At 45.4% G+C, this 21,092-nt stretch carries 21 protein-coding genes and 1 pseudogene; 6 read left to right on the plus strand and 16 right to left on the minus strand.

Annotation, left to right across the window (positions count from 1 at the left end):
• Positions 1-532: 532 nt before the first annotated feature.
• The 3 genes from P253_RS12935 to def form a co-directional block, all read right to left on the minus strand.
• Positions 533-2,566 carry a TonB-dependent copper receptor gene (locus P253_RS12935; RefSeq protein ID WP_016658992.1) on the minus strand — a complete coding sequence of 678 codons (2,034 nt, stop codon included), beginning with the start codon at positions 2,564-2,566 and terminating at the stop codon, positions 533-535.
• Positions 2,567-2,639: 73 nt separating this feature from the next.
• Positions 2,640-3,062, minus strand: a complete 423-nt coding sequence (locus P253_RS12940) for a DUF2946 family protein (RefSeq protein ID WP_016658991.1) — start codon at positions 3,060-3,062, stop codon at positions 2,640-2,642.
• Between the two features lie 90 nt (positions 3,063-3,152).
• A complete protein-coding gene (gene def, locus P253_RS12945; RefSeq protein ID WP_005181462.1) occupies positions 3,153-3,677 on the minus strand; it encodes a peptide deformylase in 525 nt (174 codons plus the stop codon).
• Positions 3,678-3,796: 119 nt separating this feature from the next.
• On the opposite strand from def, the gene P253_RS12950 reads away from it, so the two are divergent.
• The 3 genes from P253_RS12950 to P253_RS12960 are packed head-to-tail and all read left to right on the plus strand — an operon-like array spanning position 3,797 to position 6,725.
• Positions 3,797-4,954, plus strand: coding sequence for a LysM peptidoglycan-binding domain-containing protein (locus P253_RS12950; protein ID WP_016658990.1), 1,158 nt, complete (start codon positions 3,797-3,799; stop codon positions 4,952-4,954).
• A 16-nt stretch (positions 4,955-4,970) separates the two neighbouring features.
• Positions 4,971-6,113, plus strand: coding sequence for a DNA-processing protein DprA (gene dprA / locus P253_RS12955; RefSeq protein ID WP_016658989.1), 1,143 nt, complete (start codon positions 4,971-4,973; stop codon positions 6,111-6,113).
• Positions 6,114-6,158: 45 nt separating this feature from the next.
• Positions 6,159-6,725, plus strand: a complete 567-nt coding sequence (locus tag P253_RS12960; RefSeq protein ID WP_005181449.1) for an L-threonylcarbamoyladenylate synthase type 1 TsaC — start codon at positions 6,159-6,161, stop codon at positions 6,723-6,725.
• A gap of 380 nt (positions 6,726-7,105) precedes the next feature.
• On the opposite strand, the gene P253_RS12965 is transcribed toward P253_RS12960, so the two are convergent.
• Entirely contained in the window at positions 7,106-8,017 is a 912-nt protein-coding gene (locus P253_RS12965) for a DMT family transporter (RefSeq protein WP_016658987.1), read from the minus strand.
• Between the two features lie 328 nt (positions 8,018-8,345).
• Between P253_RS12965 and P253_RS12975 the strand changes: the two genes are divergently transcribed.
• Complete coding sequence (locus P253_RS12975) at positions 8,346-8,888, plus strand: glutathione peroxidase (protein ID WP_005181445.1); 543 nt, start codon at positions 8,346-8,348, stop codon at positions 8,886-8,888.
• Positions 8,889-8,939: 51 nt separating this feature from the next.
• Here P253_RS12975 and P253_RS12980 read toward each other — a convergent pair.
• Positions 8,940-10,091, minus strand: a pseudogene (locus tag P253_RS12980) (IS4-like element ISAbe18 family transposase).
• A gap of 258 nt (positions 10,092-10,349) precedes the next feature.
• Here P253_RS12980 and P253_RS12985 point away from each other — a divergent pair.
• A complete protein-coding gene (locus P253_RS12985) occupies positions 10,350-10,958 on the plus strand; it encodes a hypothetical protein (protein ID WP_016658985.1) in 609 nt (202 codons plus the stop codon).
• Positions 10,959-11,078: 120 nt separating this feature from the next.
• Complete coding sequence (locus P253_RS12990) at positions 11,079-12,077, plus strand: pirin family protein (protein ID WP_005181442.1); 999 nt, start codon at positions 11,079-11,081, stop codon at positions 12,075-12,077.
• 191 nt (positions 12,078-12,268) lie between these two features.
• On the opposite strand, the gene P253_RS12995 is transcribed toward P253_RS12990, so the two are convergent.
• The 11 genes from P253_RS12995 to P253_RS13045 all read right to left on the minus strand — a co-directional run bounded on the left by P253_RS12995 (position 12,269) and on the right by P253_RS13045 (position 21,077).
• A complete protein-coding gene (locus tag P253_RS12995; RefSeq protein WP_005181435.1) occupies positions 12,269-12,751 on the minus strand; it encodes a DUF2846 domain-containing protein in 483 nt (160 codons plus the stop codon).
• 135 nt (positions 12,752-12,886) lie between these two features.
• Complete coding sequence (locus P253_RS13000; protein WP_016658984.1) at positions 12,887-13,306, minus strand: F0F1 ATP synthase subunit epsilon; 420 nt, start codon at positions 13,304-13,306, stop codon at positions 12,887-12,889.
• 26 nt (positions 13,307-13,332) lie between these two features.
• On the minus strand, positions 13,333-14,727 hold the full coding sequence (gene atpD, locus P253_RS13005; protein WP_005181429.1) for a F0F1 ATP synthase subunit beta: 1,395 nt from the start codon (positions 14,725-14,727) through the stop codon (positions 13,333-13,335).
• 26 nt (positions 14,728-14,753) lie between these two features.
• The gene (gene atpG, locus P253_RS13010; RefSeq protein ID WP_005181426.1) at positions 14,754-15,623 is read right to left on the minus strand and encodes a F0F1 ATP synthase subunit gamma; all 870 of its coding nucleotides are present in this window, start codon (positions 15,621-15,623) and stop codon (positions 14,754-14,756) included.
• Positions 15,624-15,709: 86 nt separating this feature from the next.
• The gene (gene atpA, locus P253_RS13015; RefSeq protein WP_005181412.1) at positions 15,710-17,254 is read right to left on the minus strand and encodes a F0F1 ATP synthase subunit alpha; all 1,545 of its coding nucleotides are present in this window, start codon (positions 17,252-17,254) and stop codon (positions 15,710-15,712) included.
• Positions 17,255-17,300: 46 nt separating this feature from the next.
• Complete coding sequence (locus P253_RS13020) at positions 17,301-17,837, minus strand: F0F1 ATP synthase subunit delta (RefSeq protein WP_005181408.1); 537 nt, start codon at positions 17,835-17,837, stop codon at positions 17,301-17,303.
• Between the two features lie 12 nt (positions 17,838-17,849).
• Entirely contained in the window at positions 17,850-18,320 is a 471-nt protein-coding gene (locus tag P253_RS13025; protein WP_005181403.1) for a F0F1 ATP synthase subunit B, read from the minus strand.
• A gap of 40 nt (positions 18,321-18,360) precedes the next feature.
• Positions 18,361-18,606, minus strand: a complete 246-nt coding sequence (atpE, locus tag P253_RS13030) for a F0F1 ATP synthase subunit C (protein WP_000424060.1) — start codon at positions 18,604-18,606, stop codon at positions 18,361-18,363.
• 84 nt (positions 18,607-18,690) lie between these two features.
• Entirely contained in the window at positions 18,691-19,566 is an 876-nt protein-coding gene (atpB, locus tag P253_RS13035) for a F0F1 ATP synthase subunit A (protein ID WP_016658983.1), read from the minus strand.
• Positions 19,567-19,667: 101 nt separating this feature from the next.
• Positions 19,668-20,066, minus strand: coding sequence for an ATP synthase subunit I (locus P253_RS13040; RefSeq protein WP_005181400.1), 399 nt, complete (start codon positions 20,064-20,066; stop codon positions 19,668-19,670).
• A 171-nt stretch (positions 20,067-20,237) separates the two neighbouring features.
• Entirely contained in the window at positions 20,238-21,077 is an 840-nt protein-coding gene (locus P253_RS13045; protein WP_016658982.1) for a metal ABC transporter solute-binding protein, Zn/Mn family, read from the minus strand.
• Positions 21,078-21,092 lie beyond the last annotated feature (15 nt).

Genomic DNA, 21,092 nt, shown 5'->3' on the forward strand with positions numbered 1-21,092 from the left:
TTCGCTCAAATAAACTTCGAGTAATTTAAACCAATCAATTAATGAAAATATATTCGATTAATCAACCAGTAAAAATCCACACAAGTTGTTCTTCATAATCTCTTAATGATCTTCTCGATGCTTCGTCAGCATCAAGCTAGGTCGGCTATATTACTCTCTATTTTTAGAAAGTCAACATGCAATGTTGATTTTATTTCTAAACTTACCTCCTAAACCAGAACTCAACTATTTTAGCTAAATCCTTGTTTATCAACAAGTTTTTATCAACATCACCGCCGATGGATGTGCATTCTACAGGATTTCAGAGGGGTTGCAACACCTTTTTTAAAACTTCTGAAACATGTGTTTATTTTATAATCCAAAAAAATTATAAATAATTGTTTTATTTATAAAAATTATTTTAATAAAAATATTCGTTATTTTATTTGGAAATATAAACCCAAGTTAAACTATTGAAATATATAATTTTAATAAAATATTAAGAATAAAAAGCAGAACTTCTGCCCTGCTTTTTGTCTGCATTTCGAGCTAATTAGAATTTAAAGCTCATTCGCGCCCAATAATTACGGCCCACATTATTGAATTGCTCGTTGGCGGCTAAACCAATACCTGCATTCCCCATTTTATTGAGATGCTCGGTATACGTCTTATCCAGAACGTTGTCAATTCCCACAGAAAGATCAACCCCATCGGAAAGATGGTACGTGCCGTTTAAAGATAAGGTGCCGAAACCTGCGCTTTCTTTCAGGTCATAGCCCACAATATTGCCCTGGTTCTGGCTAATCCGGTTTTGACCATCTACGATTCGCCAATAGGCACCCAAGGTATAACGATCCTGGATATAACGTAAGTTTACACGACCTTCAAGCGGTGCAATCTGTGGTAACGGCGTATTGTCAGTGGTGTTTTCACCCCAGGCATACATTGCGCTAACATCTGCCTGAATCGCATCGCTAAATTGATATGCCAGCCCCGCTTCTGCACCCGCAATCGTGGCATCGACATTCTGGGTATGTGCTTCCAGCATACCCATACGGCCTGTTGGCAGATAATCGGTCAGTACAAAATCCTGAATCAACCCTGCATATGCAGACACCCAGGAGCTAAATGCACCATGCTCATGCTGATAACCAAAATCTAGCTGCAAAGTTTTTTCAGTATCAATGTTTTTAAAGGTATTGATATTGCCATTTCCTGAAACGGGACTAAACAGTTCCCAATAATCTGGCATCCGTTCTACATAACCAAGCCCAATATAGGTTTTAGCATCATGATGAAGATGCTGATTTTCCAAACGGATAAAGGCACTCGGTAAGGTTTCCTGACGTTGCTGTGCGGTTTGCACGGCGTCTACTTCAACCTGATCGACACGCACACCGCCCACCAAACGATTCTGCTCACTCAGCTGATAACCCAACTCACCAAAAGCGCCAACAGACTGAAACTTCATATCTTTGATACGTGGTAAGGCATGATAGGCAATATTATTTTCTGTATCGGTCTTACGGATTGTGTGCTCATTATTTTGAGTATCAATACCCGTAATAAAATCCAGCTGATCCCACTCATGTGTCACTGCCAGACGTGCGTTTAAGGTTTTACGCGCCACGTTGGTAGCCGTTTCTTTTGGCATCATCATGGTCGGCTTAAACTGACGCAAACTATAGTTATCCATCACATGATCATTAAGGTTATAGTTAATCTGCGCTTCAATTTTCTTGATCACATCAGTGATGTTCTGTTTTTCAATGCGTAAACCCAGACTTTCACGGGCAAATTTGGAACCATCCATCATCCGGCCAGCATACACCGCTTCACCATCGGCTTTCCCTCCGGTCAATTCAACCCAAGTGTCTGCATCCGGGGTCCAGCCCAGTGCTACATCAGCATTCCAACGTTCCCAGTCCGATGGCACGGTATTGCCCTCACCATCCTGATAGCTATTCGATACCGAACGGTTGCTATTTAGGCGAATATATTTCTGCTCGTCGCCTGCTGCAACCTCAATATTATGGTCCAGACGGCCAAATGAACCGGCCAGCACACTCAGTTGACCACGATAGTGCTGATCTTCATCAAACTGTTCCGGACGGCGCTCAAAAATCACGGTGGCAGCTGAACCGGTATTGGCATATTGCACGGTTTGTGGGCCTTTAATTACCGAAATCTGGTCATAACTTTCTGGTGAAATATAGGAGGTCGGTGAATCCATACGACTCGGACAGGCACCCAGGTTTTCTGTGCCATCGGTCAGAATTTTAATCCGCGAACCAAACATGCCACGGAAAGTCACATCGCCATTGGTACCAGCGCCACTGTTGACCGCGCTAAAACCGACAATACTTTGCAGATAATCTGCGCCATCGGTGGCTGGAATCGGTTGAATTGGCTGTTTCGGATCGGCACGGACAATCAGGCCGTTGGCATCATTACCCTGATGCGCAGTCATCACAATAGGTGCCAGACTTTGGACGGGTGTTGGGGTTTCTGCAAACACAACTGGTGAATAACAAGCAACACAAATCGCAGCCGCAAGAGGCTGTAAAAAGAATTTTGGCTGAGCCATTTTTCATTTCTCACTGGAATACATATAAAACACGGCTTAAGTCATTCAAGACCCAAGCAAAACAAACGCGGTTTTATGCAAACAGTGGCGGTGCCCTACCCTGAGGAATAAGAAATAGTCGTTGCAGTGCAAACCAGACATGCTGGAAAGCTTTTTCAAAAGCGATAAAACGCACTTGAATACGATCAAGCACTTCTTTCACACTGAGTTCTGGCGGTAAAACGAGATTGCCGTACACGGTACAGTACTGGCATTGATGATTGGCATCATGATGATTATGCCCGTCATCTGAAATGACTGGTTGATGCTGACTGTACAGATGTTCGGAATGGGCATGTCCATGCGCTGAATGATCAACCGGCAATAAAAGCGCACGCGTAATGGTTTCACAGACCGGTGCCACCTGATAGGCTTTCGGCAGCAAAGGCTGTAAAAAAACAGCAATCTGTAAAAATACTGCCATCAGTGAGAGCAGTAAACCACTACGAATCAACAAACATATATTCCTGCTTTTGACTGGCCCAAGTATAACAAAGCCCAATCGAAATTGGGCTGTTTTGTCCTGATCTTTTGGTCGCAGGGCTGTTTAGCGTTTAACCGCCACTTTCTGACGCTGACGCACCACTTTTTCGACTTTTTCACGGGCACGCTGGCGCTTTAATGGCGACAGATAATCGACAAAAAGCTTACCATTTAAGTGATCCATTTCATGTTGGATACAGACAGCGAGAAGTCCGTCCGCTTCTAACTCAAATGCTTGACCTTCAAGGTTAATTGCCTCAATTTTTACACGTGACGGACGCTCAACTTTGTCGTATATTTGAGGCACTGACAAGCAGCCTTCTTCATAAGGCTGGGTTTCTTCAGTCAATGGGGTAATTTTGGGGTTAATGAATACCATCGGTTGGTCTTTGTTTTCAGACAGATCCATAACAATCAGCTGAATATGACGGTCAACCTGCGTTGCAGCCAGCCCGATGCCGGGCGCTTCATACATGGTTTCAAACATATCTGCGGCGAGCTGACGAATTTCATCAGTAACTTCTTCGACGGGTTGTGCAATGGTACGAAGACGGGGATCGGGGAAACTTAAAATAGGTAATAAGGCCATATTACGTCCTCAGCTTTGCCATTGGTCAAATAACCGAATGAAGGAATGCTTCATCGAAAAAATGTATGTAAGATCGTTATTATAACGCAACTACATACATAATTTTAGGAATTATGATAATGAAAAAGGTTTTGAAGGGCACATCTTCTTTTCGTGCCTTGGGGTTAAAACAGCAGGCGCTGGCACTTGCTGTCTGTTTCAGTTTTGGGGTGGGCGCAGTCAGTACTGTACAGGCCGCACCGGCACGCAATATCAACCCACCGACCTTACAGGCCAATGCACCAAATGTGTATGTGGTGAAAAAAGGCGATACGCTGTGGGATATTTCCAAGAAGTTTCTGCAAAACCCGCTGCGCTGGCGTGAAATCTGGGCCAGCAACAAGCACGTGAAAAATCCGCACTGGATTTTCCCGGGAGATCGCCTGCTGATGTGTACCTATGATGGTCGCCCGATCATTGGTAAAGATGAAGGTGATGGCTGTGAAGGTATTATCCGTCGTTATACTGGCAACACCACCAGCCTGCAGCCGCAAATCCGGGTTGAGTCGCTTAACAATACCATTCCGGTGATTCCACTGGAGTACATTCAGCACTGGCTGGAACGTACCAGCATTATTGCCCCTGAATCTTTGCAACAGACGCCTTATATTTTAGGCACGGCGGATCAGCGTGTCCTGGCGGCCAAAGGCCAGAATGTCTATGCCCGCGGTCAGGGTCTGCAAGTTGGCCAGCGTTATGCTGTGTATCGTGAAGGCGAACCGTATATCTTCACCGATGCCAACGGTAAAAAATACAATGCCGGTCTGGAGCTGACTCAGGTTGCATCCGGTATTGCAGTACGCGGTGAAAATGATATTACCACCCTGGAACTGACCGATACCTACAATGCCGAAGTGCGTCGTGGCGATCGTGTGCTGCCAGAATATGACCCGATGTTACCAACCCTATTCTACCCGACCAATGCCGAACACATTGCAGCAGATGGCCAGGTGGTACGCGTGATGGGGTCAATTGGTACCGCAGCTAAACACAGTGTGGTCACCATTGACCGTGGTCAGGCGCACGGCGTGCAATCCGGTCATGTATTTGCGGTAACTCAAAAAGGCGAAGTGGTCACCGATCCGAAAACCCGTGAACGGGTGCAGCTGCCAGGCGAGCGTATTGGCTATGCCATGGTCTTTAAAACCTTTGACCAGCTCAGCTATGCCTATATTCTGGACAGCGAACTACCAATTAAAGTCGGGGCCGGTATTCAGCCACCGATTATGGAAGATTAAGACTGAGGGATGAGCCATGCTGAATACGATATCACCCGGTCATCTCGCAACGATTCGCCTGTGGTATCTGGTTCAGCATTCACTCCCCAGCTTTTATAAATTAATCCGGCACTTCGGTTCGGCCGCTGCGGCCACCGAAGCCGGCAACCTGCAGCGCTGGGCAGAACTGGGACTGCATCAGAACCATCTGCAACGCGCACGGGATTTTCATCAAGCACAGGCACAAGCCGACTTCCAGCACTTGCTGCAGCGCGTCCAGCAACATACCGATTTTATTCTTATTCCCGAAGATGTCGGTTACCCCACCCAACTGCTGCCCTATACCGACAAGCCACCAATTTTATTTGGCCAAGGACAGGCACAACCTTTACTTCAGCCGCAAGTGGCAATTGTTGGGAGTCGCAAAGCCAGTCCGCATGGCCGGCAGGTGGCTTATGACTTTGCCTATTATTTAAGTGAAAAAGGCTTTTTTATTAACAGTGGCCTGGCGCAAGGCATTGATGAAGCAGCCCATCAAGGTGGACTAAAACATCAACGTACCATTGCTGTGATGGGTACTGGCCTCGACCTCACCTACCCAGCCACACATCAGGGCCTGCGTGACCAGATTCTGCAACAGCATGGCACTATTATCAGTGAGTTCCTGCCACAGACCAAACCGCTACAGCAGCATTTTCCACGGCGCAACCGCATTGTCAGTGGACTTAGCCTGGGAGTAATTGTGGCCGAAGCCACGCTGGACAGTGGCTCGCTGATTACCGCCAAACTGGCAGCTGAACAGGGCAAAACCGTGTTTGCCATTCCCGGTCATATCTACAGTGAATTTCATCAGGGCTGCCATCAACTGATTCGGGAAGGTGCAATTCTGGTCGATCATCCGGAACAGGTCATTGAAGATCTGGCCTTGCCAACCCAATGGCTGAGTCAACAGCAGGCGACCTCATCCGGTACAGCATCTACAGCTACCCACCCGACCTTACCCGAACATCTGCTGGCCCTATACAGCCAGCTGGACTGGGTTGGTAAAAACATGGACCAGCTGGCCAGCGAACTGCAACAGGAAACCGCCCATTTAACCGCTCAGTTAATGGAACTGGAGCTGCTCGGGATGGCAATGCAGCAATCGGGGCTATATCTGCGTTGTCGTCCATCGCAATAAGGTTCACAATAGTACAACCCCGCATAACCTCGAAAGGTGTACCACATGATTACAACCTCTGTTGCCGAAGCAGCCACTTGTCTACAGCAAGGACAGGTGCTGGCCTATCCTACAGAGGCAGTTTGGGGTCTCGGCTGTGACCCGTATAACCAAGATGCTTTTATGCAGATTCTGCAACTGAAACAGCGTCCGATTGAAAAAGGCGTGATTTTATTGGCAGGTCATATTTCCCAGGTAGAACATTTGCTGCACAACCTGGCCGAACCACAGCGTCAACAGGTGATCGACTCCTGGCTCAATCCACCCGCAGAGCGTGCTACCACCTGGTTGTTGCCGGCAGGTGAGCATATTCCCAGCTGGATTAAAGGCCAGCATCCTAAAGTCGCGGTACGTGTAACCACGCATCCGCTCTGTGTCGCGCTATGTCATGCCTTTAGCGGCTTTATTGTATCGACTAGTGCCAATCCGGCCGGACAGGAACCGGCGCGCTCCCTGCAAGAGGCCAGCCAGTATTTTGGCAATCAGCTGAATTATTTAAATGGCGATTTGGGACTCAGCCAGTTACCTAGCCGTATTCTGGATGCTGAAACCGGTGCCGTGATTCGTGACTGAAGATCGGGCCAGAAATGAAAGAAATTTCAGGCAAAAAAAAGCTCAACCATATAGGGATGGTTGAGCATAAAAAAGGATGTGTATCAATCACATCCAGAGGGTATCGAAATCTCTGGGCAAATCAGCAACAGTCGCTGATCTGCGATGGAGCGTATTATGGGTGAACAGTTTAAAAAAAACAAATATATTTTAGCTCTTACAAAGCAGCTTAAACCTATGATTAATCAACCATTATTTGAAAAAAGTTCAAATTATCTTGCTCTTTTTAAAGTGCTTTTTAAAGAAGCTAAAAGCTACTCTCCTCGACTAAAGTCTATTTCCCTTTATTCACGAGATCATTCAAGCAAAAAATTAAGTTTGTTTGTTCGTTTTTTAGGCAATTATTTAGCTTTCAGCAGCACTGGCGCCAAAGTTTTTTTCTGGGCCAGCACAATTCCGAACAGAATAATCGCCCCACCAATACTGTGATAAATGGTCCAGGCCTCTTTTAACCAGACAAAGGCAATTAAAGCGGTAAACACCGGCATCAGGTTCATAAAGATACTGGTGCGGTTCGGTCCCAGACGCTGAATCGCCATCATCCACACCAAAGGGGCAATTAATGAAGGAAAAATACTGGCGTAGATCACGCTGCCGGCATTGGCCATATTGATAGCATCAAGACCCAACCAGGCCACAAACGGCAGGTGATACAGCAGTGCAAACAGAATCTGCACATACAGGCTCAGCATTAACGGAATCTGCAGCTGCCATTTTTTCAGAAAAACCCCGTAAAAGGCATAGAAAAACACGGCAATAATCATCAGCAGATCGCCCCACTGACCACCGGCATGCAGCAAGCCCCAAGGATTGCCCTGCCCCATCACATAGATTAGCCCGGCAAAGGACAACAGGCTGCCAATAATGGCGTAGCGATTCGGAATATCGCGCAGAATCAGCATCGACACAAAAATGGTAAAAATCGGAATAAAGGCATTAATAATGCCCATATTGGTGGCGGTGGTGTAATGCGCAGCGGTATAGGCCAGTCCCTGATACAGCACCAGTCCAAAGGCACTCAGCACTGCCAGCTGTTTCAGATGCGGTACAATCAGGGCGCGTTCACGGATCACCCGCGGCAAAATAAACGGGGTCAGAATCAGAAAGGCAAAAAACCAGCGATAAAAACTGATGCTCACCGGCGAGATAAAGTCGGTCACATAGCGGGTCACGACAATATTCAGTGACCAGATCAGTACCGCGCTGACCGGTAAAAGAATGGCCCAAGACAGCATTTTTTCTTGCTGTGTCATATTCTGTTCCTTGTTGAGTCGATCGGCCTGAAGCAGACGCTGCTTCCTGCGCTGAATGAATGCCTTTTCACTTTATTTTTAAACTTTCCTTGTGCCCTCATTCTAGTCCAATTTAACTGCTTTGGGGCAGTTCGCGATGGTGAAATCTTGTGCTGCGTTCAAATTGCTCCATCACTCCACTTTGCTGGGATTCCGCACCTGCTTAAAATATGCCGCATTGACACAGCGCTATACAAAAATCTGCCAAAAGCCGCAGCAATAGGTCTTGCGGGATTGGGCAAAGCCCGTTACAACAGAGAACGACAATAAATCACTTTAGGATAAACACATGGCATCTGTATATGACATTCCGGTCGTGACCATTCAGGGTGAAGAAACCACACTGAACCAGTATCAAGGCAAGGTGCTGCTGATTGTAAACGTGGCTTCTAAATGCGGTCTGACGCCGCAATATGAAGGTCTGCAAAAGCTTTATCAGCAGAAAAAAGAACAAGGTCTGGAAATTCTGGGCTTCCCGGCCAATGACTTTCTGGCGCAAGAACCCGGCAGCAATGAAGAAATCCAGCAGTTCTGTTCGCTGAATTATCAGGTAGATTTCCCGTTATTTGCCAAAATTTCGGTAGTGGGTGAAGATAAACATCCGCTATATGCCCGCCTGACTCAAGCCATTCCTGAGCGAATCGGTGAAGGCCCGTGGTGGAAAGATCTGGTGGATTATGGTCTGACCCCAAATGAACCACCTGAAGTGCTATGGAACTTCGAGAAATTCCTGATCAATAAAGAAGGCGAAGTGGTGGCACGTTTTGCCCCAGATATTCAGGCCGATGACCCACGTATTGTCGATGCGATTAATGCCGAACTGGCGCGTTAATTGTTTACAGTAACAAAGAGGGTCGCGGCCCCATTGCTGTCCCACAATTTTTCACAAGAGGAAGCTCATTTGAGCTTCCTCTTGTTTTATGGGTATTTTATCGGGTGAAAATAAAGCTTTTAAAGTTCTTCTTTCAAACAAATTCACTTGAATTATTCTGAGTAAACGTTGAACTGTTCAACCTGTTTTTCCTAAATGTCGAGCGAAACTCACCAATAAATAGGCGATCATCGCAATCCAGATTTGTGTCTGAATTGCGTTCCTGCTGCGGCCTAGAAACGCTTTTAATTTGAGATTCTGCTTAATCGCCTTAAAGAACAGCTCAACTTTCCAACGATCTTTATAAATCGCCGCAATGGTGGAGGCGGCTAAATGAAAGTTATTGCTGAGAAAGCTAAAGTGCTTGCCACTTTGCTGATCTCTATATTCAATTCTTCTTAACACTGGGGCTTTTCTTTTTAGGGCATGTGCGCTATTCAGCTGAATGGTTTCATCTTTTAGAATACCTTTGGATTCAAGCACTGGATGTTGCTGGATCACCTGATACACAGATTTAGGCCTAAAACGTGTGACAAATCCAATGTTTTGAGCAGTCAGATTTGCATACCATTGGTAATCGACATAGCCTTTATCAAAAACTACAATGCTGCCAGCAGGAAACTGGAATTTGCGGCCTTGTACCATGTCATTTTCTTTGCCATTTTCAACTGCAACAAACTCAGGAATATCATTGCTGTGATTCAATCCTATACTGAGTTTCATGCTGGCTTTTGAGTCGTGAACTTTGGCCCATTCACATAAGGAAAGCGACAGGTCAATATGACTGGCATCCAAGGAATACAAGGGATTCTTAAAGCGAAATTTATGAGCTACTTTTGAGTGTTCATAGTATTTAAGCAACTTGTAAAATAGCTGTTGATACAAGGCAGCAGGCTGCTGCTCCTTGATTCGTGCCAGCGTGCTTCGGGGAATAGACTTTGCTCCGAGATGACTCAGCTTTTCCTGTTGGCACTCCAAATTGGATTGAATATCTCTCAGACTTTGCCTACAAGAGAATTGAGACATCAATATGGCAATAAACTGATCCCACCGGGAAGCCGCTCTAAATTTCTGTCCAACATGGTGTACTTTAGCAAGTTGTTCAAAATCCTGTCGCACAACAGGTTTAATTAGCTCATGAAATACGGTATTCTGATGTGACAAAACCTGAATCCTGGTCGTTAAAGTGTTTGTTTGCACTCATATTTTAACTGTTAGGACTCAGGTTTTTTTATTTAAAGCAAACTATGGGACAGCAGTGGTCGCGGCCCTCTTTTTTTATAGATCTAGACATCCATAAGCCACGCTCATCACACCGCCTGTTTGCCCTGGAAAATTGTTATTGCTTTGCAACAATCTGTTTTTTATTTAATTAAAGCCCCTATATTAAACTGCAAGATAAAAATTGTGATTGATCTTGCCATGAAACGCGCCTTTTCCCATTTTCTCCTGCCCTTTGGCCTGCTGACTTCAGCTCTACTTCTGGTCGGTTGTGACCAGCCCAGCGCTCCGGTTTCGGAAGCCGATCCGGACACTGAAATCACCTCCCAGCAGCAAAGCCCTGCGCCACAAGCCGATTTAAAAAGCGGCAATATGTTTTATATTGTGCGCGATGTGGCCGATATGCAGCTGAAAGCCGGTGAGTATGTCGAGCAGTTACGCCAGACCCAGACCGAGCTGCAACAGGCCGTCAACAGTCAGGATCATCAACAGCTACAAAGCGCAGCCAGCAAATTGCAACAGCAATTACAGGGCTTTAATAGCGCCTTAAACAGTTTGAATTTAAAAAGTCAGGAAATTGACAATATTCGCCAGAACATTCTGCAAGCCAATGAACAGGTTCTGGCTTCGCCATTTTTAAATGGTCAGATTGACCTCAGCAAAGTCGACTTTGCCAAAATTCAGCAGCAGATGGGCACAGTACAATCTGAGATGGTGAAACTGGCCAGCATCCTGTTACAGTCAGAGAATGCTGAAAATACTGAAAGCGCAAACACTGACACTGAAAATCAGGCGCAAGCTGAATCCTGATCCTCGGGCTCACTGCCCATCTGGGTGGTGAGCTTGTCTGATTCAGACAGTTTCTGGTCTGATTCTGATGGTTAAAATTTAAAAAAAATAATGAGTTCATTTAAAAATAAGAGGTCTGCCATGCAGCATCCACTGATTTATTCTGTTGTACCGGTGACATTCCGTTTAGATCTGAAAGATCCATTTATCTTCTGTGCCCATCATCTGGATCATTTTCCGGCTGGCAATGCCCAACTGGGTCCGCAAACGCCACCACAAAATAAAGAATACAATATGTATTATGGCAATGTGGTGCCCGGTTTCCCTGAGCACCCACATACCGGTTTTGAAACCATTACCTTAGTGGAACAAGGTGTGGTCGATCATTTTGATTCACTCGGCAATGCCGGTCGCTATGCCGCTGGAGATGTGCAATGGCTGACCACCGGCAATGGCGTCGAACACTGCGAGATGTTTCCACTCGTGCATGAAGACCAAGCCAACCCAATGGAACTGTTCCAGATCTGGTTTAATTCATCGCCTGAGCAGAAACAGCAGCCAGCTGATTATAAAATGTTATGGCGCGAGCAGATTCCGCATGTAATTGAAGCCAATGCGGCAGGCCAGAAAGCTGATATCCGGGTGATTTCCGGTCAATTTAAAGAAACCGATGCCCTGCCACGCCCACCCCATTCATGGGCAGCGCCGGCTGAAAACAAGGTGAATATTTACCTGATTACCTTAGCGCCCGAAGCTGAAGTCACTATTCCAGCCACCAGCGCCAGTTCGACCCGCTTCTGTTATTTCTATCAGGGTAAGAGTTTAGAGCTTGAAGGTCAGCAGATGGACGTGAAACATCTGGCCGAACTAAAACCGGATGTCGAGATTCATTTAAAAGGCGGACTACTTGAATCCCGGATTCTATGGCTTGAAGGTGAGCCAATTGGTGCACCGGTAGCCATGCGCGGACCGTTTGTACTGAATAGCGAAGATGAACTGAACGCTGCCTTTAAACGTTACCGCGACACCCATTTTGGTGAATGGCCATGGCCGAGTCCGGCACCGGTGTTTGAACGCAAGCAGCCACGTTTTGCGACTTATCAGGGTGGTGAGCATAAGGAATATCCTGAACAGCTCTAAATTCTATTTTTATGAGAACAGCTTGGCATGTTTCAGGCTATTTTTATGAAAAATTAAACAATGAAATTATCAGGGTTTGGAAAAATGGATATAGAGCTGGGTTAAGTAAAGATGAATGAAAGTCTTTAGATCAAAAGCAAGTGTTTGCGATTTACACCTTGCAGCAACCGCAAACACAGATGTGGAAATTATTATTTAGGAAGTTGAATAGAAGGCTTAGAACATTTGCCGCCTACTGCCAAACTGTATTTTTCAATCGCCTGCTGACCTTCAGTCTCATCAACCAATTTTACGTTTGCACCACCAACAAATACACCTGGTTTAATGTATTGTTGAACATAATAGTTTTTCCCACTTTGTGTAGTTACGTTCAGGTGATTAGGAGAAAACTCTGATTCTGTAGACACAATATGTGTTTTACCACCTTCTACCTCTGTATAAAAATAAACACCACGTGCAGTTTCACCCAAGCACTCACCATTAACCCAAATATCTTTCTTGAGTCCTGCACCTACAACGCTATTCGAGCGGTACACATAGATTCCTGCTTGACCTGCTTGTGGCGCTTGAATCTTTTTTTGTTGCTGCACTGCTTGTGGATCTGCTTTCGGAACCGAAGCACAACCAACAAAACCTAATGATAATAATAGCGGTAAAATAATTTTATTTGACACCCCAAATTCCCCTTATTTATTTTTTAAGAGCATGAGATATAACAAATATATAAGTTATTTACTAATATATTCCATTAAATAGTATTCATAAAAAAACCACCCTTTCGGGTGGTTTCTTCAATCTTAAACCAGCAATTACATTGCGCGGTTTTTGATTTTGCGGATCGTTTCCAACTGTGCAGCAGTTTCTGCCAAAGCAGCCAAAGCAGCAGCAGCGTCCAAATCGCTCTTTTGATTCGCCAGCAATTGTTCAGCGTGTTTACGCGCTTCAATAATTGCCGCTTCATCCAAGTTTTCTGCACGGACTGCAGTATCTGCAAGAACCGTAACAACGTGCGGTTGAACTTCTAGAACACCACCAGATACATAGATTAATTCTTCTGTACCATTTTCCAAAATAACGCGGATCGCGCCAGGTTGGAGCAAAGTTACCAGCGGAGCGTGGCCAGGCATAATACCCAACTCACCGCCAGCACCTTTTGCAATTATCATAGTTACAGTGCCAGAGTACAAAGACTCCTGAACACTTACAACGTCACATTGCATAGTCGCCATGAGAACCTCCTAAATTAGGTAGCTAATTAAAGTTTCTCGGCTTTAGCAATCACTTCGTCAATACCACCAACCATATAGAACGCTTGTTCTGGGATGTGATCGTATTCACCAGCTAGAAGACCTTTAAAGCCACGAATCGTTTCTTTAAGCGGTACAAGTTTACCAGGCGCGCCAGTAAATACTTCAGCTACGTGGAACGGTTGAGAGAAGAAACGCTGGATCTTACGTGCACGGTATACAGTAAGTTTGTCTTCTTCTGACAATTCGTCCATACCAAGAATTGCGATAATGTCTTTCAGTTCTTTATAACGTTGAAGAACGTTTTGAACTGCACGAGCAATTTCGTAATGCTCAGTACCAACTACCAGTGGATCTAACTGACGTGAAGTTGAGTCAAGTGGATCGATCGCAGGGTAAATACCTTGAGAAGCGATGTCACGGCTCAATACAACAGTTGCGTCCAAGTGAGCGAACGTTGTAGCAGGCGATGGATCTGTTAAGTCATCGGCAGGTACGTATACCGCTTGGATAGACGTAATCGAACCAGACTTAGTCGATGTAATACGTTCTTGAAGAACACCCATCTCTTCTGCAAGTGTAGGCTGATAACCTACTGCAGATGGCATACGGCCTAGAAGTGCTGATACTTCAGTACCTGCTAGTGTATAACGGTAGATGTTGTCAACGAACAATAATACGTCACGGCCTTTACCGTTTTCGTCTTTTTGATCACGGAAGTACTCAGCCATAGTCAGACCAGTCAACGCTACGCGTAAACGGTTACCAGGTGGCTCGTTCATCTGACCGTAGACCATTGCTACTTTGTCTAGAACGTTAGAGTCTTTCATCTCGTGATAGAAGTCGTTACCTTCACGAGTACGCTCACCAACACCAGCGAATACAGATAAACCTGAGTGCGCTTTAGCGATGTTGTTGATCAACTCCATCATGTTTACAGTTTTACCAACACCGGCACCACCGAACAGACCAACTTTACCACCTTTCGCGAACGGGCAAAGTAAGTCAATGACTTTAATACCAGTTTCTAGAAGGTCAGTAGAAGCCGCTTGTTCTGCATAAGAAGGCGCTTGACGGTGAATTGGTAAACGCTCTTCAGTTGCAACTGGACCAGCTTCGTCGATAGGGCGACCAAGAACGTCCATGATACGACCAAGTGTCGCTGTACCTACTGGTACAGAGATCGGCGCGTTAGTGTTAGTTACGTTCAAACCACGTTTAAGACCTTCAGTAGATCCCATCGCAATTGTACGTACAACGCCGTCACCAAGTTGTTGCTGAACTTCTAAAGTAGTTTCAGTGCCATCAACGTGAAGAGCGTCATAGATCTTAGGAACGCTGTTGCGTTCAAACTCGACGTCGATAACCGCGCCGATGATCTGAATGATACGACCGCTACTCATTGCTGTCTCCTCAATTCAAAATAATGTTAAACGGCAGCGGCACCACCAACGATCTCAGAAATTTCCTGAGTAATCGCGGCTTGACGCAGCTTGTTATAAATAAGTTGTAGGTTCTTGATAAGCTCACCTGCGTTATCTGTCGCAGCTTTCATTGCGACCATACGTGCAGATTGCTCACAAGCGATGTTTTCAATCACACCTTGATACACCACAGACTCAATATAACGAACCAATAAACCATTCAGCAGTTCTTCTGCTTCTGGTTCATAGATATAGTCCCAACCGTATTGACGGTTCAGGGTCTTGTCTTCTTCAGCAGCTGCTAAAGGAACAAGCTGTTCGATTTTTTGATTTTGAGTCATGGCATTGACAAAGCCGTTGGACACCAGATAAATACGATCTAACTCGCCTTTATCATAAGCGTCTAACATCACCTGTACAGAACCAGATAACTGTTCAAGACTTGGTGTATCACCTACGTTTGTAGTTGCACCTAGTACTTTACCGCCGTAGTTTTTAAAAAACGAAACCGCTTTTTGACCAATTAAAGCAAATTGAACTTCAATTGACTGCTCTTGTTGCTGTTGTACGTGTTTGACCACTTTTTTGAACAGGTTAATGTTCAAACCGCCTGCCAAACCACGATCTGAAGAAACAATGATATAGCCAACGCGCTTCACAGGACGTTCAACCATATAACGGTGTTTATATTCAGGATTCGCTTGTACCAAATGAGCAATTACACGGTGCATATTTTCGGCATACGGACGGCCTTGAGCCATGCGCTCTTGCGCACGACGCATCTTAGAAGCAGCTACCATTTGCATCGCTCGAGTAATCTTCTGCGTGCTCTTGATACTAGCTACTTTGGCGCGAATTTCTTTTAAGTTTGCCATACGCTTAACCTAGTATTCGAAGGCCCTTTCGAGCCCTCGAAGGTTGATCCGTGAACCAAACCAACACTAATTAGCAAAGTGCTAAATTAGTAAGTTTGAGTCGCTTTAAAGCTTTCAATACCTGCTTTGATTGCAGCTTCGATGTCTTTGTTGTAATCACCAGTTTCATCGATTTGTTGCATTAACGCAGCGTGCTCTGAACGGAAGTAAGAAATTAACGCAGCATCAAAGTCTACGATTTTCTTCACTTCAACGTCAGCCATGTAGCCTTCGTTAGATGCATAAACTGAAACAGCCTGGTCAGCAATTGAGTAAGGCGCATATTGTTTCTGCTTCATTAACTCAGTTACGCGTTGACCATGTTCAAGTTGCTTACGAGTTGCTTCGTCAAGGTCAGAAGCGAACTGAGCAAACGCTGCCAATTCACGGTATTGCGCCAAAGCGGTACGGATACCACCAGACAATTTTTTGATGATCTTCGTTTGAGCCGAACCACCAACACGCGATACAGAAATACCGGCGTTCACCGCAGGACGAATACCCGCGTTGAATAATGATGTTTCAAGGAAGATCTGACCATCAGTAATCGAAATTACGTTAGTCGGTACGAATGCAGATACGTCACCTGCTTGAGTTTCAATAATCGGCAATGCAGTTAATGAACCAGTTTGGCCTTTAACTTCACCGTTAGTGAATTTCTCAACATAGTCAGCAGATACGCGAGAAGCACGTTCAAGTAGACGTGAATGTAGATAGAATACGTCACCTGGGTAAGCTTCACGACCTGGTGGACGACGAAGAAGCAATGAAATTTGACGGTAAGCAACAGCTTGCTTAGACAAATCATCATAAATAATTAACGCGTCTTCACCACGATCACGGAAGTATTCGCCCATTGTACAGCCAGCATAAGGCGCCAGATACAGCATTGCTGCTGGATCAGCTGCAGCTGCTGCTACAACAGTGGTATACGCCATAGCGCCAGTTTCTTCCAGCTTGCGTACTACGTTCGCGATAGTCGATTGTTTTTGACCAATTGCTACGTATACACACTTAATGCCAGAGTTTTTCTGAGCGATGATCGCATCGATCGCCATAGCTGTTTTACCAGTCTGACGGTCACCAATGATCAACTCACGCTGACCACGGCCAACTGGGATCATTGTATCTACTGATTTATAACCAGTTTGTACAGGTTGATCCACTGATTGACGCCAAATTACGCCTGGTGCTACTTTTTCTACAGCATCAGTTAATTTCGCATCAATTGGGCCTTTACCATCAATTGGGTTACCCAAAGCATCTACGACACGGCCTAAAAGTTCTGGACCAACCGGAACTTCTAATACACGACCTGTACAACGAGCTTTTTGACCTTCTTGAAGGCCTAAGTAGTTACCTAAAACAACGACGCCCACTGAATCCTGTTCTAGGTTCAGTGCCATACCGTATAAGCCGCCGTCGAATTCGATCATTTCACCGTACATTGCATCAGCAAGACCGTGAATGCGCACAATACCGTCGGATACCATAACAATGGTACCTTCGTTTTTAGCGGTCGCGCTGGTGTCCAGATCGCCGATACGCTGTTTAATGAGCGCACTGATCTCGGATGGATTCAGTTGTTGCATTGCGCTATACCTCAATCTTTTTAAAGTTCAGTCTTCTTATATGCAATTACGCAAGAAGACGAGTCCGCATTTTTTCAAGCTTGTTAAGCGCAGAATCATCTATCACTTGGTCGCCTGCACGAATAACAACACCCGCGATTAACGCCGGGTTGACTTCTACTACAATAGAAACCGTGCTGTTGAAACGCTTTTCCAGCGCCGCTTTCAACACTTGTTCCTGGTCAGCAGACAATGGGAAAGCCGATTCAATCACGACATCCACATTGTTGTTATTCTGTGATTTGAGCTGTTCATATTCTGCTTGAATTTCAGGCATTAAAGACAAACGATCATTTTCAGCAAGCAAAGTCAAAAAGTTTGACAATGCTGCAGTCTGGTCTTCACCTAAAACTTTCGCAAAAACACTCACCTGCTCTGCAGGAGTAAGCTCAGGGCGATTTAAGTAAGCTGAAAATGCTTCGTCTTGTACCGCAGCACTGAGCAATGCTAGTGCTTGTGACCAACTGTCAGTTGCACTTTGCTCAGAGGCATAAGCATATGCTGCTTTCGCATATGGGCGTGCCAACGTCAAGAGTTCAGCCATATTTCGCCTCGCTTAAAGTTTAGCAGCCAGCTGGTTCAGCATGGCATTGTGAGCTTCTGCGTCAACTTGCTGGCTAAGAATTTTCTCAGCACCGGCAACTGCTAAAGCAGCGACTTGTTGACGTAATTCTTCGCGAGCAGCATTGATTTCAGTATCAACAGCTTCTTTCGCCTGTTGACGGATACGCTCACCTTCAGCAGATGCTTGAGTACGCGCTTCTTCGACCAATTGTGCTGCACGACGGTTCGCTTGTTCGATCAATTGAGCCGCTTGTGCTTTCGCTGCGTCTAGCTCTGCCTTAACTTGTGCTTGCGCATCAGCAAGGTCAGCTTTTGCTTTTTCAGCAGCATTTAAGCCATCAGCGATGCGACGCTGACGCTCACTAATCGCATTGATTAGTGGTGGCCATACAAACTTCATGCAGAATGCGACGAAAATCGCAAATGCAATCGCTTGGCCAATCAATGTGAGGTTGATATTCATTGCTATTCCTCAAATAGTGGATTTTTGGGAATTAAGCTGATTAACCTACAAATGGATTAGCGAAGATGAAGAACAAGCCAATACCAACACCGATCATAGGCACAGCATCAAGAAGACCCGCGATTAAGAACATACGAGTTTGAAGTTGTGGAGCCAATTCTGGCTGACGTGCAACAGCTTCCAGGAAGCGACCGCCCAAAAGACCAAAACCAATCGCAGTACCTAAAGCACCGAAAGCGATCAAGATAGCAGATGCAATTGCAACTAGACCTAAAGTGAGTTCCATGAAAAATTCCTCAGAGGTTAGGTTTTATACCAAATTAAATTAAAAAATTGTGCCCAACCATCCGGTGACAGTCAGGCAATACCATTAATGCTTTTCGCTTGCCATGCTCAAGTATACGATAGTCAGCATCATGAAAATGAATGCTTGTAGCGTAATAACAAGAATGTGGAAGATCGCCCAAGGCACAGACAACGCCCACTGGATCCAGAACGGTAATAATGCGATCAGGATGAAGATTAACTCACCTGCATACATGTTACCGAAAAGTCGGAGAGCCAATGAAACTGGACGTGCAAGGAAAGTTACCAATTCCAGAATCAAGTTCACTGGAATAAGCAACGCTTTTGCAACTGGGTTACTTGGGTTAAATGGGTTAAGTGCCAACTCGCCAACGAAACCGCCAACACCCTTTTCACGGATGCTGTAGAACAAGATCAGGACAAATACAGATAAAGACATACCAAGGGTAATGTTAGGATCTGTAGATGGAACAATCTTGAAGTAAACGTGGTGAGGGTCCATACCAAACACGTTAGCACCGATCAGTTGAGCTGTATAAGGAATCCAGTCAACAGGAATCAGGTCCATCAAGTTCATGAGGAAAATCCACACGAAGATGGTTAAAGCTAACGGCGCAATTAAGCGAGATTTGCCATGGAATGTGTCGCGGACACTTGAGTCAACAAACTCAATAATCATTTCAATTGCAGACTGGAACTTGGTTGGAACACCAGAGTTTGCAGCTTTCGCTACTACCCAGAACAGCAAACAGAAAATGATACCAAGGCCAATTGACCAACCCATTGAATCCAAGTGAATAGCAGTGAACCCCATCTGTTGAGCTTCTTCAGCAGACTCGGCCAATTTCCATGTACCGTCCGGCATTTTGCCGTACGTCATGTTGGTCAAGTGGTGCTTGATGTACTCGGTCGAAGTAAGGGCATGTTCTTCAGCAGCCATAAATCACACCTGGTCAATGTCAAAAACAAAAGAGGGAACGAATATCGCGTGCTGCTTGATATCTCGCTCATCTCCTAAAAACTTTTCAATTTTTGCTGCGCCTATACTCGTTTTTGTAGACGTGACACCCAAAACGGAGCGACCCACGACATGGCCTGAACGAGAATAAAACCACAAAACAATGCAACCGGAGACAACGGCTCGACATTGCTTAAAATTAAAATGAATCCTACGATCACAATCGCAAACTTACCGAGCATGCCCCTATACATGTTCGACAGAACTTGTTTAGATGCTCTCGCGCCTGCTGCGCGGAACGACTGCCAGGAAAAATAACAACTTGCAACCCAACATACCAATGCACCAAGTGCGGCACTCAAGGCGGCTGTAGCATCTTTGAATATCCAGGCAATCAATGCAGCAACAGGTATCATGAATGCTTGCAAGAAGACCAAAGCTTTCGCTAATCGTCGGTCAATCAAGCGACTAGTTCGGCTCATTTACTTTCCACTCACAGCATAAATGCTTGACAAGTTTAACTGATGATCGTTTTTTATCGCAGGCATTATAGAGTTACACCCCTGAACATGCAATCTTTTCCCGATCTTAGTCGTATTTTTTTGCACAACTGTAACCGTATTGTCATAATTCAAATTTGCCGCCAAAACGCGCTATTTTTGCGCATTTATTACACATTTTTGCGTTTGGGTAGCCAATTTCTGCCAGGCCTGCACAAAGTCCCCTGCCCCACTCATACTTTCGTCGACCATTTGAAACACAATCGGATTCAGGCGCTGATACTGGCTCTTGCTGGCATGACCTTCGGCCAGTAAACACATTTTCGTGTTTGGACGATGATCATTCATATATTTAATTTGCGCCACCGTCGGAGCGACATGCGGATCATGGGTCAGTGCGCCGGCAAACTTCAGGTTCAGCGGACGTTCCAGATATTGATAGGCATCATGATAAGACCAGTAGGCTTTGGCCGAGGCTTTGCTTTTAAACTTGTCTGCGGTCAGGAGCAGCTCTTGGGCAAAGGCACGGGCATTGGCCCAGTACTGTTCACGCTGCTCAGGCACCTGCTGGGAACGCAAGGCCGCAATAAAAAAGCCAATACGAATGGCATTGTTCGGATCAAGCCAGACATGCGAGTCGACCGTATCTTTTAATGCTGCACCACGAGGGCTACGCTGTGGTAGCGTTTGCAAAATGCCAGAATCTAGCAATGAAATAGCTTTGCTCTGATTGCTGAACAGTTTTTCTAGAGGCGCTTCATGCGCTTTGCCCAGCCAGATCACCAGACCTGCATCCTGAATGGTCTTGCGATGTGCAGGAGTCAAACTGACATCATGTCCGGTCTGGTCGGCCAATAATAAGGTCGGGGTTTCTATGCCTTGTGTAATTTCCTTGGCAATCAGATAAATCGGCTGTGTCGAAATAACAAGACTTTGAGACCAACTCAAGGTACTGAACAAAGCCAGAGCACAGAAGGCGAAAAAACGGGACATGAGCGCAAAATCATA

This window comes from Acinetobacter indicus CIP 110367 (assembly GCF_000488255.1).
Lineage (GTDB): Bacteria > Pseudomonadota > Gammaproteobacteria > Pseudomonadales > Moraxellaceae > Acinetobacter > Acinetobacter indicus.